General features: G+C 43.5%; 18 protein-coding genes. All 18 read right to left on the minus strand.

Annotation, left to right across the window (positions count from 1 at the left end; translation table 11 throughout):
* Positions 1-36 precede the first annotated feature (36 nt).
* Entirely contained in the window at positions 37-711 is a 675-nt protein-coding gene (locus M3204_RS19515) for a zinc metallopeptidase (RefSeq protein ID WP_251486487.1), read from the minus strand.
* A gap of 60 nt (positions 712-771) precedes the next feature.
* Positions 772-1566, minus strand: a complete 795-nt coding sequence (ypjB, locus tag M3204_RS19520; RefSeq protein WP_251486489.1) for a sporulation protein YpjB — start codon at positions 1564-1566, stop codon at positions 772-774.
* Between the two features lie 71 nt (positions 1567-1637).
* Positions 1638-2240, minus strand: a complete 603-nt coding sequence (locus M3204_RS19525) for a DUF1405 domain-containing protein (protein ID WP_251486616.1) — start codon at positions 2238-2240, stop codon at positions 1638-1640.
* Between the two features lie 203 nt (positions 2241-2443).
* Positions 2444-3202 carry a menaquinol-cytochrome c reductase cytochrome b/c subunit gene (locus M3204_RS19530; RefSeq protein WP_251486491.1) on the minus strand — a complete coding sequence of 253 codons (759 nt, stop codon included), beginning with the start codon at positions 3200-3202 and terminating at the stop codon, positions 2444-2446.
* Positions 3203-3271: 69 nt separating this feature from the next.
* A complete protein-coding gene (gene qcrB / locus M3204_RS19535; protein WP_251486494.1) occupies positions 3272-3946 on the minus strand; it encodes a menaquinol-cytochrome c reductase cytochrome b subunit in 675 nt (224 codons plus the stop codon).
* Positions 3947-3949: 3 nt separating this feature from the next.
* Positions 3950-4456 carry a ubiquinol-cytochrome c reductase iron-sulfur subunit gene (locus tag M3204_RS19540; RefSeq protein ID WP_353056016.1) on the minus strand — a complete coding sequence of 169 codons (507 nt, stop codon included), beginning with the start codon at positions 4454-4456 and terminating at the stop codon, positions 3950-3952.
* Positions 4457-4612: 156 nt separating this feature from the next.
* Positions 4613-5068: a YpiF family protein gene (locus M3204_RS19545; protein ID WP_251486497.1), complete on the minus strand. Its 456-nt coding sequence runs from the start codon at positions 5066-5068 to the stop codon at positions 4613-4615.
* A gap of 389 nt (positions 5069-5457) precedes the next feature.
* The gene (locus tag M3204_RS19550; protein ID WP_251486501.1) at positions 5458-6012 is read right to left on the minus strand and encodes a ReoY family proteolytic degradation factor; all 555 of its coding nucleotides are present in this window, start codon (positions 6010-6012) and stop codon (positions 5458-5460) included.
* 40 nt (positions 6013-6052) lie between these two features.
* Positions 6053-7318 (minus strand): tetratricopeptide repeat protein, encoded by a 1266-nt coding sequence (locus tag M3204_RS19555; RefSeq protein ID WP_251486504.1) that lies wholly within the window; start codon positions 7316-7318, stop codon positions 6053-6055.
* A gap of 54 nt (positions 7319-7372) precedes the next feature.
* Entirely contained in the window at positions 7373-8278 is a 906-nt protein-coding gene (locus M3204_RS19560; RefSeq protein ID WP_251486507.1) for a hypothetical protein, read from the minus strand.
* A gap of 341 nt (positions 8279-8619) precedes the next feature.
* Positions 8620-9906: a 3-phosphoshikimate 1-carboxyvinyltransferase gene (aroA, locus tag M3204_RS19565; protein WP_251486510.1), complete on the minus strand. Its 1287-nt coding sequence runs from the start codon at positions 9904-9906 to the stop codon at positions 8620-8622.
* A gap of 17 nt (positions 9907-9923) precedes the next feature.
* Positions 9924-11030, minus strand: coding sequence for a prephenate dehydrogenase (locus M3204_RS19570; RefSeq protein ID WP_251486514.1), 1107 nt, complete (start codon positions 11028-11030; stop codon positions 9924-9926).
* A 14-nt stretch (positions 11031-11044) separates the two neighbouring features.
* Positions 11045-12148, minus strand: coding sequence for a histidinol-phosphate transaminase (gene hisC / locus M3204_RS19575; RefSeq protein ID WP_251486517.1), 1104 nt, complete (start codon positions 12146-12148; stop codon positions 11045-11047).
* Between the two features lie 104 nt (positions 12149-12252).
* Positions 12253-12609 (minus strand): chorismate mutase, encoded by a 357-nt coding sequence (gene aroH / locus M3204_RS19580; RefSeq protein WP_251486519.1) that lies wholly within the window; start codon positions 12607-12609, stop codon positions 12253-12255.
* On the minus strand, positions 12602-13696 hold the full coding sequence (aroB, locus tag M3204_RS19585; RefSeq protein WP_251486521.1) for a 3-dehydroquinate synthase: 1095 nt from the start codon (positions 13694-13696) through the stop codon (positions 12602-12604). The genes aroH and aroB overlap by 8 nt, the downstream gene beginning before the upstream one ends.
* A 2-nt stretch (positions 13697-13698) precedes the next feature.
* Positions 13699-14871 carry a chorismate synthase gene (aroC, locus tag M3204_RS19590; RefSeq protein ID WP_251486523.1) on the minus strand — a complete coding sequence of 391 codons (1173 nt, stop codon included), beginning with the start codon at positions 14869-14871 and terminating at the stop codon, positions 13699-13701.
* Positions 14872-15082: 211 nt separating this feature from the next.
* Positions 15083-15856: a CheR family methyltransferase gene (locus M3204_RS19595; protein WP_251486622.1), complete on the minus strand. Its 774-nt coding sequence runs from the start codon at positions 15854-15856 to the stop codon at positions 15083-15085.
* 382 nt (positions 15857-16238) lie between these two features.
* Positions 16239-16685 carry a nucleoside-diphosphate kinase gene (gene ndk / locus M3204_RS19600; protein WP_251486525.1) on the minus strand — a complete coding sequence of 149 codons (447 nt, stop codon included), beginning with the start codon at positions 16683-16685 and terminating at the stop codon, positions 16239-16241.
* Positions 16686-16750: the final 65 nt, after the last annotated feature.

Consider the following 16750-nt stretch of genomic DNA (forward strand, 5'->3'; position numbering starts at 1 on the left):
AAATCCGGACAAAATTGTCCGGATTTTTTTATAGTGTTATTCGTCTCTTGTCATGCCTGTGTAAATCAATAACAAGCGCACAAGTTCCAAAACTGCTACTGCAGCGGCCGCTACATATGTCAAAGCAGCTGCGTTTAGTACCTTTTTTGTTTCTCTTTCTTCATCATTCCTGATGATACCTGCGGAAACTACCTGGTCCATGGCACGGTTAGAAGCATTGAATTCAACCGGCAATGTGATGACCTGGAATACAACTGCTGCTGCCATAAAAAGGATGCCAAGCAAGAGCATTCCGCTTAAGTTTGCAAATATACCGATCATGATCAGAATCCAAGAAAAATTGGATCCAAGGTTCGCAACCGGGACGAGGGCATGACGGAAGCGGAGGAATGAGTAGTCTTCTGCATCCTGAATAGCATGGCCAACCTCATGTGCTGCGATTGCAGCAGCGGCAACAGAATGCCCAAAAAAGTTCTGTGACGATAACCGTACCACTTTGGAGCGCGGATCATAATGGTCGCTTAAATAACCTCTTGTTTCCTCAACGCCGACATTGTATAATCCGTTATCATCCAGGATTTTCCGCGCTACTTCCGCACCAGTCAGATGAGAAGCTGAGGCAACCTGGGAATATTTTTTGTATGTTCCTTTTACTCTGAATTGAGCCCAAAGCGGGATCAAAATAATAATCGCAAAGTAGATTAAATACATCGAGAACCTCCTAACAGCTCATGTTGTTACTATCTATTTTATAAATGCTGGTATTCGGTGTCAATTTTTCCGCTCTTTTTGAACATTTTTCGATTTATCATGGTCACCTTTGTATTTTCTCCAGCCTACATAGGACAATGTAAGAATAATGATGCTTCCAGTAGAAATTATCACCCACCAAAGTGACGGGTCTGCCTCATCCTCAGTCATATCGTCAAAAATATTCTGCAAATCAGCTTCCAATGCTTCCAGTTCGTCCTGGCTAGAGGCCTCCGTTAAAACCTGCGGGCGATACTGATCAATAAAACTCACCTTGGCATCGACTTTCTGAATCCGATCCGGCGTGATGTCGATTTTCAAGCTCGGATAAATCACATTATATAAAGACAGGAATGAATTAAGATTGGAGTGGAATTGATCATTGTCACCCTCATAAGCAGCTTGTTTCATATCATTGAAAACCGTCATGATTGGACCTTCCATCTCTGTCCATAACGGCTGGTGTGTTGATGCGATCGCGTCGATAACTAGCCTGAATTTAGTCACGCGGTTCATTCTTTCATTATGTTCCATTTCCGCACTGGCTGCCGCTTCAATTGCTTCGTCATGAGCTACAGTGATGATACGCAGTTCATCCATTGAAAAAGGTGTGCCATTTCCTGTGACACTGAGGAATTCTTCTGAAAAATGCTTAAGCAGCCTGCTCGCATCCTCATAGCGGTGGAGCTTCACCATTTGAAGTGCTTCATCTGAAATGTTGTCCAGTTCATCCACAGGCGACGTTGGTTCGGCATATGCTGCGAACGGTGCAATCAACAGCAGCACCGAAAATAATATAAGAAATTTTGCTTTCATTCCTGTCCCCCCTCTAAATACTATTAAAATGTATGAGAGAGTGGACAAGGTTAGACCAAATTTAAAAAGTCTTAACGGAATGTTTTTATGGATAAGGAAAACCTGCCCGGGCGGAGTGCGAAATAATAGCCGATCCCTATTGAGAGGATGCTAAGCCAGAATGTGAAATACCCTATTTGGTCCATGTATAAATCTAGCGTATGGTACCTAGGCATCATCTTAAACACATAATCGATTATCTCGTTATGAAGTACGACGATAGCAGCGACAACAAGATGCCATCCCTTTATCCGGTAAAATGGCGAATAGAGAATGCCTTCAACCGCCATCGCGAAATGGGATGCCATCAGCATAAGCCCAATCCAGTCAAGCTGTCCTGATACAATAAAAACTAAAAAGTTCATCACCACAGCCCATATCCCGTATTTGAACAGGCTGACAATGGCGAGCGCTTCCATGAGCGGCCAGTTTTTACCCAGCAGCAAGGCTGCCAGGACAAAAACAAAAAACAGGCTGGCAGTCGGGCTGTCAGGAACAAAAAGCAAAAATTCCGGCGGGGTATCTACAAGCTGCCATTTATACCAATAGTACCCATAGGCAGTCCCTAATACATTTACCCAAAATAACAGCCAAAGGACCGTTTTATTCCCCAATAAAGGATATATTCTTTTGATCATCATGATAATCTCCATTCCAAAGTTTTCTATCACTATTATGGCAGTTTATAGAAAATAAACCAAGTAGACCTTAACTTTATGCAGGCCCTTTTCGTAAACTTTGTTGCTCCTACAACAACAACATTCTTTGCAAAAACAGCCTTTATGTATACCGTATGGCGCAAAAAAGAGCCTGCAAGTTTTGCAGGCTCTTTTAGCTGTTATTTACTTAAGCCATCAATGAACTCGGCAAGTGTCTTGAGTTCCTCGTCAGTACCTTTGAAGACTGCAGGCATACTGCCCTTACCATTTTTAGCAACGTCAGCGATTTCTTCAGCGCTCATTTTAGTATCAACTAAACTTGGCGCTGCAGCACCGCCGGAAAGTTCACCGCCATGGCAGGAAGTACAAGTCTGCGCCTGGGCAATTTTGTATCCATCTGAGTTCTTATCGATTTCCACATCAGAAATCGCACCTTGCTTCTTTGCTGCTTCCCAGTCATGGTGGGCAACGGATTCCCATGTAAGATAGAAAACTGAAGCAATTGCCAATAGCATGAAGCCAGTTGCAAGCGGGCGTTTTGACGGACGGCGTTCAGGGCCGCGGTCAATGAACGGTGCAAGCATCAGTGCTCCAAAAGCAAGTCCCGGGATAACCAAAGCCCCGATAACTGTATAAGGACCAGAAGCATAAGAATATTTAAGCAATTGATATAAGAATAAGAAATACCAGTCTGGCAGCGGAATATATCCTGTATCAGTAGGGTCGGCAATCCTCTCAAGCGGAGACGGGTGAGCAATTGTTAAGCTCAAGAATCCAATAAGGAAAACAGCTCCAACCATCCATTCTTTCAACAGGAAGTTTGGCCAAAACGCTTCCGTTTTGCCAGGGTATTCCGAATAGTCTTTCGGAATATTAGGCTTACGTTCAGCAGGTACCCGAGAGTCACCTACGAACTTCATACCTTTACCACGATGCATCGAGCAATCCCCTCCTTTTTTCCGTATCGTTGAACGAATTTCAATCCGCACAACATATTCATTCGAATTTTACAATGGACCTGAAATACCTTGCTTACGAATCATGATGAAGTGCGCTCCCATTAAGCCAAGAAGTGCTCCTGGCAGGAAGAATACGTGGATCGCGAAGAAACGAGTCAAGGTCTGTGCACCTACGATTGTTGAATGTCCGGAAAGCAGTGTTTTAATGGACGGCCCAATCAATGGAACAGCTTCTGCGATCTGCAGGGTTACCTTAGTCGCGAACAATGCTTTCATATCCCATGGAAGCAAGTATCCAGTCAAGCCTAAGCCAAGCATTACGAAGAAAATTAAAACTCCGACAACCCAGTTCAATTCACGAGGTTTTTTATAAGCGCCCTGGAAAAACACGCGTAGCGTATGTAAGAACATCATAACGATGACAAGGCTCGCACCCCAGTGATGCATTCCGCGGACAATTTGTCCGAAAGCTACTTGATTTTGAAGATAATATACAGATTCCCATGCATTCTTGATGTCTGGCACATAATACATTGTCAGGAACATCCCGGATAGGATCTGAATGACAGTGATGAAGAACGTCAGACCGCCAAAGCAATACACGAACGCGGAAAAGTGGTGCGCCGGGTTAACGTGCTCGGGAACCTCATGGTCTGCGATATCGCGCCACATAGGCGTAATATCCAAACGCTCATCTACCCAATCGTAAATTTTGTTTAACAAAGATTACGCCCCCTTCCGCGGTTCGGCTTTGCCTACATAAATGAACCCGTCTTTTTCTTTTGTTGGATATACATCCAGTGGTGCCAACGGCGGTGTGCCAGGCACGTTTGTTCCATCTTTTTCGTAAAGGCCGTAGTGGCAAGGACAGAAGAATCTGTTCTGATTTTTCTTGTCCGTATTCCAGTCTACAACACAGCCAAGGTGTTTACATACAGGCGACAGTGCAATGACTTTTCCTTCTTCATTCTTGAAAATCCATGCTGTACCTGTTTCCTCTGATTCATACCACGCATCTTTTTGAGTGAAAGTAAAGTTTACCTTTTGCGGTTCATTAGTGATATCTGCGACCTTCAATGGAGTCGCGATAAAATCTCCCGCATCTTCTCCCTTAAGTACAGGATCAACGGCAAAACGAACCATTGGCATCAGCATCCCTGCAGCCATGAAACCGCCTACACCTGTAAGAGTATAGTTTAAGAATTGACGTCTTGAAACACGATGCTTACTCACGCTATTCCCCCCTCTATTCCCAAGTTAAGTCCCCAACGGACATAATTTAAACACATTTTAAAACTAGGACATAACCATGATATATCAATCTGATTACAAAATCAATATAATACTATGTTGAAAACATTTTTAGCAGTGATAAAAGATACATGGGTGTCATTCGTCCTGCCATTTCTCTGTAAACAAGGATAATAACTGCTTCACCTGGTCATCCACAATCGATACTTTTTGCTGTTCCTGCATATTCTCCAACGGAAGCGACGGCAGCCATAACAGGTCCCCCGACAACTCCTTCTCATGATGTCTCCAGCTGCTGTCTGAAGTGACATAAAAAACATGCTTGAACTGCTTGTCCAATAAAGTATTTTCCCATTCCTGCAAAGCTTTAAGGCTGCCTTCGTTTCCTTTTATGTATACAAAGCCAGGCAAAAGGAAAATTCGTCCCTTAAACTGTTTCTCAATCTGACCTGTAAGTATCCCAACAAACTCAGCCATGGATGCATTTTGTTTCATATCCTCGCCGAAAGAAACCGGCATGAGCGGTATAACCGCAGTATCTACATACTCAGCCGCCTTTTGGTACATCTCAACGTCTGCAGCCACCCATTTCATACTCTACCATCTCCATCTATCAATTAGGCTCTTTTCGTAAATCAGGTTACCTGAAAAGCAACACTCGATGCGAAAAACAGCCATCTGTAAATTCATTTTCTATAATACCATTTTAAAAGTCAGTTTTCGAATTGTTTAGGACCTAAGTTTCCGTATTTTTATAGATAAGGGACAGCATTAATATAGGTTCGGTTTATGTCCCCTTTTTGCTACTTGAAGACATTCGGGCATTTTTAAACCTTCTTATTTACCGTTTCGCCTTAACCTGCGACATTTTTGATACATTAATGGCCGAATCTTGCTATTGGCTTGTCGGTCGAATTGCCCATACAAACAATCAATATAAAAGCTGCACTAAGGCAAAATAAAAAGCCTGCTGTCAAAGCAAGCTATGATAAATTAACTGCACCTATTCTTTTTAATTGTTCTGTTAGGTGTGCAAAAGCTTCCTGGTCCTGGCTGTCCAGAGCTTGATCGATCAAAGTCAGCAGTTTGTCTTTTTGGAACTTCTGGATGCTTTCCTCGAGGAATCTTTCCGCTACCATTTTGTCGCTTTCAGTGATTTGGAGCTGCCCTGGCATATAAGGGTTTTCTTCCAATACCGCCGCAAATTGGTGGGCTTTGTTTGAAGCATGGAAATTCAATTGGATGTAAATCTCTTCTTCCCTGTTCAAACGAATATCATGGAAAGACTTCTCTGCGTCTGTCGTCATCACATTTTCTTTAAAGAAGCGGAAAGGCACCTCATCAACGCAATGGGTCGACATGACTAATCCCCTAGGGCAATTTTGAGCATTTTCCACAAAATGGACTTTTTCCATCAGCTGGTCATGGCTCATCAAGTAGTTAAGGATCCAAACGCATTCCCGCCTCTTCAGCTGGTAATGGTTTAAAAACCAGCGGATAAAATCCTTCTTCTCGTTGACAGATACAGGGGTTGTCATTTTTGAATCCCTCCTCTGCATAACTCAAATTTTTTAAAGCTTACTGTTCATCCGTTAACCGTTCTAACAATTCACGGAATTCTTCATTGCCAGGTTCTTTTTCAACTAACTTACTAAAAATTTCGGCGGCCTCGGTCATTTTTCCTTCTTCAATTAAAAAATATCCGTAATCTGTTAAAAATTCTTTGTTGTCTTTAAAGAAAGTATATGCTAGGTAGTATTTGTTTAATGCCTGTGAAAAATCTTCAATGTGCTGGAATGCAACGGCCTCATCCCAGAGAAGCTGCGGTTCCTCTTCCTCTTCGTTCAGGTCTGCTTCGCGGATCAGGTCAAGCACATCTTCATAGCGTTCCTGCTTAATCAAAAGCTTATTCAGGACAAGTACCCCCTCTGTGAACCCCGGATCAAGCGCAATGGATTCGCGGAGCAGCTTTTCTGCAGCTTCTTCATCTGGTAGTTTAAGCGCTAATTTCCCGCCATAGAAGTATAAGTCTTTATTGAACTCATCCTGTTCAATTCCCAGCTTTACAGTTTCAAATGCATCTGTAACCATTTCTTCCCGTTCATAGGCTTTTGCAAGATATAAATAAAGCGAATGGTATTCTGGGTCAAGCGCTTTAAGCTCTTCAAACTTTTCGATTGCAGTTTGGTTATAGCCGGCTTGGAGGGCGGTAAAGGCAAAGCCGAACAGAGTATTTATTTCCAATTTTTGTTCAATGGCCTTTTCATAAAAATGGAGCGCTTCTTCGAACGATCCTCCAGCACTTAACGTTTCCGCCATCCGTTGGTTGATATTCACACCGCCGATTTCTTCGTGCGATTTGAGGACAGTTTCATAATACTGGATTGCTTCTGCTAGTTTTCCCTGATGCGCAAAGAGTTCTCCAAGTGCAAAGTCTATAACTGGCTCCTCTGGCAGCAGCCTTTTCGCCTCAAGAAGCTTTTTTTCACTTACCTCAAACAAACCTTCCATCTGGTAAAGATCTGCAAGAAGCAGCAAAGCCTGTGGAAATGCAGGGTCGTCTTCACTCACCTTCTCAAGTGAAAGCATGGCTTCTTCCTCCTTGCCAAGCTCGATTCGGGTTTCTGCCAGCAATACGTGCAATTCACCTTCATCCGGGTAATTTGTTAGCAGACTTTCGAGCAATGCTTCCGTCTCTTCCATGAACCCAAAGCGGAACAACTCTTCAGAAAGCAGGAATTTTTCTTCATCACTGCCGTTAGCCAAGATTTCTTGATAAGCAGCCAATGCCTTCTCAAGCTGTCCATTTTCAATTAAAGCCGTTATTTCATTTACTCCAATCATCCATATCATCCTATCTCTATAATTACGACTTCCCTAACTAATACGGAAGTCTAATCAATAATTATCTGTGAAAAATCCAGGTGTCTTAATTATAACATTCTCTCCCTTTCCGGGACGATAATAAACCTCACTTCCTGCTCGGATGACCCTGCCTTTGTCGACTGTGACAGCAAGATTTTTTGCATGAAAGTACAGCCCGTATTCATCTCTATGTTCCGTTTCTGGATTTTTATAGTATAAATTATAGCTGAGCTCTCCTCCGCTGTGTAAATTCGATTTATTGGGAAAAATACCGGTTTTCTTTAAAACGAATCTTGTAATCGGGCCTGCATCAGTTAAATCTTCATGAACAGCAGGAACCTTCTCTTTTTTCATCAATTCAGTCCATGCATTAAGCTGTAGTTGTTTTGCCTTTTTGCTCTTATTTTCTGGAAGGACCGGAATGATTGGGCTGTTATATGGAAACAGCGCTTCCTTTACCCATCCCCACGGTATGTTGACCAATTCTTTCATATCCTTGATTTCCAAAAAAATAGCAGGAATCTTCGCCCGCTTGCATTTTCTTATAAATCCAGGGTTCAGCAGGCGAGAGGGAATGCTTACTCCAATTACATAATCGATCGGACAATCTATCAGGTCACTTTTGAGTTGCCTGAGTTTAGAATCCAGTTCCCGCTCAAACTGGACTTTGACTGTCGTTAACACGATCGTGCTTCCTCTCATGATGAAGTTTTTTAGGTAATGATCTTTTCTCTCTTGGAACGATCCCGTTAATGGGAGATTAGGATCAAAGAGGACATGAGTAGGGGTCATAATATAAGCACTTGCATCCATACGCATATGGTTATGCATATTGAAGGAAGGTCTCGAAGCGAGAATCTTTTGACCTTCAACCAGCATACTCGTTTCAGTCGAGGCTTGTCCCTTAAGAAGATGGACATTTTCTATAATGTATGTCATAAAACCACTCCTTTATCGGTCTTATGACAGACTATGCAGCAATATTTAGATTATAACGTTCAGTTGGGTACTTTTTGAAAAGATCGAACCTTATTTAAATGTCAGCATAATCATAAGGTCTTTTAGACTAACTGCTCAGCTAACTGAAACAACGAGAAATAAAAAAAGAAAAAATATGCAACTTAGTTAAATCGGGGTCCTTATTAATGCATGCAGGCCCTCCCTGGTTGCTGGAAAGGCCTACAATTTTTTTTGAATGAAAGTGATATTTGCCTCGAACCTTTCTTTATGTTTGCAGCCAGGTTGATTGCCTGAGTTTTTCATTTAATCGAGCATATAAGCTAAATCAAAGAGTACAAGTCTCCAAAAAATCCAGGATATGAGACTGAAACCGAATCACTTTGCTCAAGTGTTACATCATCACTGCAGAGCAGTGCTGCAATTGACAGCATCATCCCGATCCGGTGGTCGCCGTGAGCTGACACGGTTCCTCCCTTAAGATTTGTCTTGCCATCAATAATCATTCCGTCTTCCGTTGCCTCTATTTTCGCGCCAAGTTTGCTTAACTCATTTACAACGGTATCAATCCGGTTTGTTTCTTTCACCTTCAGCTCAGCAGCATCCTTTATGATTGTTCTGCCATTGGCCTGGGTTGCGAGCAGCGCTATGACAGGTATTTCATCAATCAGCCTTGGGATCAACTCACCTTCGACCGTTGTACCCTGGAGTTCGGAATATGTTACCCGGATATCTCCTGCGGGTTCTGAAGCTCCATTTTCATATGGTTCAATTGTAATGTCTGCTCCCATAGCTTTAAGGACATCGATGATTCCGGTCCGCGTTGGATTCAAGCCGACATTTTTCAGTAAAATCTCACTCTCAGGGATTATTGCGCCTGCTGCAAGGAAAAATGCAGCCGAGGAGATATCCCCCGGCACTACTATGTTAGCGGCGACAAGGTTTTGGCCCCCGTTAACAACGACCTTATCACCAGTCCGTTCAATACTTCCCCCAAATTGAATAATCATGCGTTCCGTATGGTCTCTTGTTTTTACGGGTTCGACGACGGTCGTCGTTCCTTCAGCCTGCATCCCAGCCAGCAAGATCGCTGATTTCACCTGGGCGCTCGCGACTGGCAGTTCATATGTAATACCCTTCAATTTTTGGCCTTTGACAGTAAGAGGAGTAAACTCACCTTTATTCCTTCCGGAAATATCGGCTCCCATTTCGGATAGCGGGATCGTCACCCTAGTCATTGGTCTTTTCGCAATCGATTCATCACCTTCCAGGCTTGATTCGAATGGTAGGCCTGAAAGGATTCCAAGCATCAGTCGAATCGTTGTCCCTGAGTTCCCAACATAAAGAGTTTTTTCCGGTTTCTTCAAACCGCCCAACCCTTTTCCCACTATGATTACTTCGCTTCCGTTCTGATTTATTTCAGCCCCCAGGCTGCGAAAACAGGAAATGGAGCTCAAACAATCCTCACCTGGAAGAAAATTTTGAACATGTGTAATTCCATCGGCAATCGAACCGAACATGACAGCCCGGTGGGAAATGGATTTATCTCCAGGGACAGTGATTTCACCCTTTAGTTTAGTTGTACTCGTAATAAGCCTTTTAACTGACATACTTCTGCTCCTTCAGTTTACTCTCCAACAGACGTACCATAGTCCGTTTGTTTTCGGATACATTGTTCTGCCCGGGCGCGGTCTTCAGGCGTCTGAAAGCTGATCACAAGCACGCCATAAATATCTTCGCGTGTCTCAAGAATCCGAATGTTCGTTATGCTGATCCTTTCATCTGCCAGATATCCAGTGATTTCTGAAATGACCCCAGGATAATCCGGAACATCAACGAATAAGTCATAAAAACTGGGAATTGCGCCTTTATCGCTCGATGGAAGGCCATCCCTGAATTTTTTTGCCGAATTGAAAAACTCATATATATCGTCGTCATTTCCAACATTCAGCATTTCTTTGACACGGTCCATTTCATCCTGCCAGTCGTCCAGCAGCGAAATGAGTACCTTCCGGTTCTGGAGCAATATATCTCTCCACATCTTCGGATTACTTGATGCGATCCTGGTAATATCCCTGAAGCCGCCTGCGGCCAAACGAGTTACGAGGGAATTCCCCTCCTCTGCTTTGGCCGCCTGGTGGACAAGTGACGCAGCAATAATGTGCGGAAAGTGGCTGACTACCCCTGTAAGATAATCGTGCTCACCTCCGGATACATTAAGGAATTTAGCCTTTGTGCCTGAAAGCCATTTTTCCAAAACTATCAGTTTATCTTTCTCGACACCATGTGCCGGTGTCAGGAGATAAAATGCATTTTCAAAGAGGAATTTCTTTGCAGCCGCTATGCCGCTTTTATGCGAGCCTGCCATGGGATGACCTCCAATAAAGGTAATACCCTTCTCAGTCAGGCAGGATGCTTTTTCTGTAATAAAACCTTTGGTGCTTCCGGTATCCGTTACAATGACGTCATTTTTCAGTGGGGTTTCCGCTAACCTCTCTAGAATCCTGCCAGCGGTTGATACAGGAGTTGCAATAATGATTAGATCAGCTTCAGCGGCACCTGACTCTATGCTCACGGCAGCCTCGTCAATTATACCGAGCATTTTGGCAAGATTCACTTGATGATCATCTACGTCGATTCCATAAATCTCGGATTCAGGATGCTGCGCTTTGATGCACAGAGCCAGTGAGCCGCCAATTAATCCAAGTCCAATGATAAATACGCGGCCATTCAATTACATCAACGCCCTTAATTAGAAACTGCTGTGGCAATCTGCAGATACTCTTTTATTTTTTCGATGACACCGGCATTTTGTTCCCTTGATCCAATCGTTATCCTTACACAGGTCGGGAATCCGAGCGCTTTTCCTGAACGGACGATATATCCTCTCTCAAGTAAGAATTGAAAGACCTCCTGGCCATCTGCGGCAAAATCAATCAAAATGAAATTGCCTTGAGATTGATAATACTTCAACCCTGCTCCATCACAAAATTGATAAAACTGCTTTAAACCAGCCGTGTTTTCTTGTATGCACCTCTCAATGAATTCCTTGTCATCCAACGCGGCAATTGCCGCAACCTGCGCTAAGGTATTTACATTAAAGGGTTCCCTCACTGGCTCCAATGCTGCTATCGTCTCTTCATGGGCAATTCCATAGCCTACCCTGAAGCTAGCCAGGCCATAAATCTTTGAAAAAGTCCTCAAAACAATGACATTTTTATACTGCTCCAGCAATCGCAGTGAATCGTGGAAGTCGTCTGCAGTCACATATTCGAAGTACGCTTCATCAAGCACAACAAGAACATCGCTCGGCACTCGTGATAAAAAAGCGATCAATTCTTCTTCTTTAATATAGATTCCAGTTGGATTATTAGGGGAGCATAACCAGACAACCGCAGTGTTCAAGTCAATTGCCTCAGCCATGCTTTCCAAATCGTGCGCTCCATCAACTAGTGGGATTTCTTTAATTTCACAGCCCTCAATAATCCCGTTGTGTCTATACTGGGGGAACGTAGGAGCAGCCATCACTGTATTCGTTTCAGGCGAAAGCAATCCGCGTGAGATCATTTGGATGATTTCGTCAGACCCATTTCCGAGAATAAGCTGTTCTTGTTTGACATCGAGATGCTCTGCGAGCCTGGCTCGAAGGTCCGTAGCGTAGCCATCCGGATAAACAGAAAATTTGCCAGTGAATCCAGTTATCTCAGATCGTACTTTATCTGATGATCCAAATGGATTTTCATTGGATGCTAATTTCACAATCTCTGATAGACCATACTGCCTTTTGACTTCATTGATTGATTTACCAGGCTGGTACGGTTTTAGTTTTAACAGCTGCTCTTTCCATCTCATCTTATCCACCTCGTTTATATTGCCCTTTATTTCATTACCTAATTAAAGCGATAAAGAATATGTATTTATCATACACTTTTTGCCGCTTTAGAAAAAGTATAAAGTTACAAATCGGGTCTTAACCCTGCAGCTCCTTCAAGATAGATATGTTTGATATCCTCCTGCGGAGTTTCGGTATTGACATGGATCATGACCCTGATACATTTACGAAGTGAGCCGGGGACTGCCAGTTCTTTCATGCACATGACAGGAACATGCGTCCAGCCATCGATGTTTCTTAGCGCCTTAGCAGGAAAAGCGGCATCGACATCATCTGTTGCAGATATAAATATTGAGGCAACTTCATCTGGGATAATGTTATTGGCACTGATTGCCTTTCTTAAAAGCTTTTCAGTTACTGCGACGATTTCAGCCTCATCATTCTGGTTAACCGTGGTAGCGCCTCTTACTCCTCTAATCAAATGATTCCCCCTCCTCCTCAAAAATTTTCAGGTTCTCGAGCAGCACGTCTCCTTGCACTTCCGCAAGAATTGGAGACCCAACCTCTTCAAGAAGCACAAAGCGAACTGTCTCGCTTACAGCTTTTTTATCCTGCTTCATCCTTGAGATGAGGCGGTCTGCTGACAAGCCGGCTGGCATTGATGTTTTGTACCCAAGGCTATTCAGCCAGGACTTGAACTCTTCAATGTTAAAAGACAATCCTAACAGCGCCTTGCTTAATTGGAGTGCAAATACCATTCCAATCGTCACTGCCTCACCGTGCGTCACCTTGCCATATCCGGATTCTGCCTCGATTGCATGTCCGAGCGTGTGCCCGAAATTCAAATATGCCCGAATGCCGGTTTCACGTTCATCCTCGGCGACAACAGAACCTTTTATTTGAATACATTTTGTTAAAAACTCAAGTAATTGCTTATCGTCTATATTGTCTAAAGAATCGATTTCTGAGGTTAGCCAGTTATAAAAATTTTTATCGCTAATAAGGGAGTGCTTAATCACTTCCGCAAAACCCGATCTCACTTCTTTTTCAGGCAGTGAATTGATAAAATCCAGGTCATAGACAACAGCTTCTGGTTGATGGAAAGCACCAATCATGTTCTTGCCGAATGGATGATTGATGGCAACCTTCCCTCCAACGGCGCTGTCGTGGGCTAATATCGTAGTCGGAATTTGTATGAACCGGATTCCTCTCATGTATGTGGCAGCGACGAATCCAGCCAAATCCCCGACAGCTCCGCCGCCAAAGGATATGATCAGTGATTTGCGGTCAAGCTTATTTTCAAGCGCTGAAGATAGGCAATCATAATAGATATCAAACGTTTTTGCCTTTTCACCTGCAGGTACGATTTTTTCCACAAGGCTCTCCAGCCCTGCTTGTTTTCGGAAATAAGGAAGGTGAAGCTGGGCGACCGTTTCGTCTGTTATAACCATGATGGTTGTATAGCTACCTGAATCCTTTTTGAGTATTTCTCCAAGCATCTTGAGTGCGCCATGGCCTATGTACACAGGATATGACTTCGTGGCAGTTTTGATTTGTATTTGCTGCATGCTTAAAAATCCCTCGCAGTCCTTTTCTGCTCCTCGATCGATGCTTTAAGTGTCTCAAATCGGTCTGAATAAAATTGATCGACCAGGGAAGAAGCGAGCTCCCAGGCAACAACATTTTCAGCAACGACAGCAGCAGCCGGTACGGCACAGCTGTCTGAACGCTCAATGCTTGCTGCAAAAGGTTCTTTAGAATCTATATCCACACTCATCAAAGGCTTGTAAAGAGTCGGGATTGGCTTCATCACTCCGCGGACAACAATTGGCATCCCTGTCGTCATACCACCTTCGAATCCGCCTAACCGGTTTGTCTTGCGATAATACCCCCTGCCTTCTTCCCATGCAATTTCATCATGCACCTGGCTGCCAGGTTTACGGGCTGCTTCGAAGCCAATTCCAATTTCAACACCTTTAAATGCATTGATGCTAACTATTGCCGCAGCAAGCTTTGCATCGAGCTTCCGGTCGTAATGGACATAGCTCCCCACGCCCGCCGGCATCCCCTCTGCGATTACCTCCACGACACCTCCAATGGAGTCGCCGTTTTGCTTTGCTTCATCAATAGCTTCCATCATCTTTAATCCTGCTTCAGCATCAAAACAGCGTACTGGCGATTCTTCTGTCACTTCCCTTAGCTGTGCAAGAGATGTGAATACCTTATTCCCTGCTTTTACGCCGCCTATTTCGACAACATGGGCAGCTAATTCAATGCCCAGTAATGATAATAATTTTTTCGCTGCAGCTCCCGCGGCAACCCTTACCGTTGTTTCACGGGCGGAAGATCGTTCTAGCACATTTCTCATATCGCGGTGCCCATATTTAAGCGCACCGTTTAAGTCAGCGTGACCCGGCCGAGGCCTGGAAATTTTCCTTTTGACCTCTTCGGGAGACTGGTCATCCAGCGGTTCCTGCCCCATGATGCCAGTCCAGTGCTTCCAGTCATTGTTTTCAACAACAAGCGCAATTGGCGAACCAAGTGTCTGCCCATGCCTGATGCCAGACGTTATTTGCACTGTGTCTTTTTCGATTTGCATTCTTCTTCCACGCCCATAGCCCTTCTGCCTGCGCGCAAGTTCGTGATTTATATCTTCTGCTAGAAGTGGCATGCCTGCTGGCATCCCCTCAATAATGGTTGTAAGCTGAGGTCCATGGGACTCTCCAGCTGTTAAATATCTCATGCACTTTCCCCCTTCAACTCGCTAAAGGATTTGTTTTAATATATCACACAGTTCAAAAGAAAAATAGCAATAAATTAATAATTTCGAAATTTTTATGGTACTGTTTTTAGAATGAAGCTATTTTATCATGAAGGATGAAGACTCGCAAAAAAGCAAATCTCGATGGAACCTTTCATATGAAAAAGAGAGCTCGGACTCCCGGCTCCCCTTGCTATTTCTTTCTGTAGAAAAACGTATCTGCTGTTTCAAATTCGTATGTACCCGGATTAAAAATTTGTTCGGTGCTCCCAACAAAAAGGATTCCTCCTGGCCTCAATGCCGAACTGAACTTATGATAGATACTTTCCTTTGCTTCCTCAGTAAAATAAATAAGGACGTTCCGGCAGACAATCAAGTCGAATGGTCCTCCGAAGCGGTCAGCAAGGAGATTCTGCTTTTTAAAGACGACATTATTTTTGATTTCATCCGCCACCTCAAAAAATGCTCCATCCTGCCTGAAATACTTTTTAATCATTTCCTTGGGCACCTCATTTAGAGAGCGTTCTGCATATATTCCAAGCCTTGCTTTCGCAAGGACATTCTCATCAATGTCTGTCGCAAGTATTTGAAGCTTCGATAGAGGCATATGTTTCGATAGCACCATTGCTAACGTGTATGGCTCTTCACCAGTTGAACATGCTGCACTCCAGATTTTAGGGTTGGTATTTTTGCTTAGCAGCTCTGGCAGTATAGTCTTGTCGAGGACTTCCCATCTTTTTGCGTTTCTATAAAACTCAGATACATTAATCGTCATCCTGTCCAGGAATTCATTCATAAGCTGACTATCCCGGTTAAGCGCCTGAAAAAAGTCATCAAACGAGGCATAGCCCTTTTTTTGATAAAGTGAGGTCAACCTTCTCTTCATTTGCGCCTCTTTGTATAGAGAAAGATTTATACCAGTCTTTTGGTAGATTTTCAAGATGAAATTTTCATAGTCTTGCGGCATCATTTTGCTCCTTATCATACTAGAAAAAGTTGGACAATTTCATTATAGCGAAAAATAGTGTCGGCGGTTAAGATTTTTTGTCGAGGCACAATAAAAGAAATTGCACGAAAAGCTTTTAAAGCAATGGCTCTGTTAAAGCCCAATGTTGTTTTTAAAACCTGTTGATTGTAATGGAATGGAAGGTGTGAAGTTTCGAGGAAGCTCAATCAATGTCCTGCGGCTTAGCTGGTCAGGTGAGACCACGCAGGAGCGAAGCGACGAGGTAGGCTCAGCGCCAGCCCCGCGGAAAGCGGAGCGCCTGGAACGAAAATCAACTGCCTTGTTTAACAGAGCCAAAGCAAATTAAAAAGGCACTTGCGATTGACAAGTGCCTTAGTAGATCTTAGTATACCCACTCGTTCATTAATTTGCTGTATTCAGCCAATTCTTCCTGTTTGAAGAATAGTCCGATTTCACGCTCAGCGCTTTCTGGCGAGTCTGATCCGTGAATAACATTTTTCCCTACAGTAACACCGAAATCTCCGCGGATTGTTCCTGGAGCAGCGTCTTTAGGGTTTGTAGCACCCATCATCTGGCGCGCAGTAGCGATTACGTTTTCACCTTGCCAAACCATCGCGAAGACAGGACCGGATGTAATGAAATCTACCAATTCGCCGAAAAATGGACGCTCTTTGTGTTCGCCATAATGCTCTTCAGCAAGTTCCCTTGGGATGTTCAATAGTTTTGCGCCAACAAGCTGAAAGCCCTTCTTTTCAAAACGAGCAACAACTTCACCAATAAGGTTGCGCTGTACTCCGTCAGGCTTGACCATTAAATACGTCTTTTCCATGAGTTCCACTCCTAATTCAAATATGTATAGTGAACCGCTTACAAAAGCAACCCTTGAAAATAGTA

The sequence above is a fragment of the Mesobacillus subterraneus genome, from assembly GCF_023715485.1.
Classification (GTDB): Bacteria; Bacillota; Bacilli; order Bacillales; family Cytobacillaceae; genus Mesobacillus; species Mesobacillus subterraneus_B.

Bases quoted from the DNA above. Each gene is read 5' to 3' on its own strand.
- ndk (WP_251486525.1), bottom strand. From the start codon at position 16,685: ATGGAAAAGACGTATTTAATGGTCAAGCCTGACGGAGTACAGCGCAAC.
- aroA (WP_251486510.1), bottom strand. From the start codon at position 9,906: ATGTCAGTTAAAAGGCTTATTACGAGTACAACTAAACTAAAGGGTGAA.
- M3204_RS19545 (WP_251486497.1), bottom strand. From the start codon at position 5,068: ATGAAATGGGTGGCTGCAGACGTTGAGATGTACCAAAAGGCGGCTGAG.
- M3204_RS19555 (WP_251486504.1), bottom strand. From the start codon at position 7,318: ATGATTGGAGTAAATGAAATAACGGCTTTAATTGAAAATGGACAGCTT.
- aroB (WP_251486521.1), bottom strand. From the start codon at position 13,696: ATGCAGCAAATACAAATCAAAACTGCCACGAAGTCATATCCTGTGTAC.
- M3204_RS19595 (WP_251486622.1), bottom strand. From the start codon at position 15,856: ATGCCGCAAGACTATGAAAATTTCATCTTGAAAATCTACCAAAAGACT.
- hisC (WP_251486517.1), bottom strand. From the start codon at position 12,148: ATGAGATGGAAAGAGCAGCTGTTAAAACTAAAACCGTACCAGCCTGGT.
- M3204_RS19560 (WP_251486507.1), bottom strand. From the start codon at position 8,278: ATGACATACATTATAGAAAATGTCCATCTTCTTAAGGGACAAGCCTCG.
- aroC (WP_251486523.1), bottom strand. From the start codon at position 14,871: ATGAGATATTTAACAGCTGGAGAGTCCCATGGACCTCAGCTTACAACC.
- M3204_RS19550 (WP_251486501.1), bottom strand. From the start codon at position 6,012: ATGACAACCCCTGTATCTGTCAACGAGAAGAAGGATTTTATCCGCTGG.
- M3204_RS19530 (WP_251486491.1), bottom strand. From the start codon at position 3,202: ATGCATCGTGGTAAAGGTATGAAGTTCGTAGGTGACTCTCGGGTACCT.
- ypjB (WP_251486489.1), bottom strand. From the start codon at position 1,566: ATGAAAGCAAAATTTCTTATATTATTTTCGGTGCTGCTGTTGATTGCA.
- M3204_RS19515 (WP_251486487.1), bottom strand. From the start codon at position 711: ATGTATTTAATCTACTTTGCGATTATTATTTTGATCCCGCTTTGGGCT.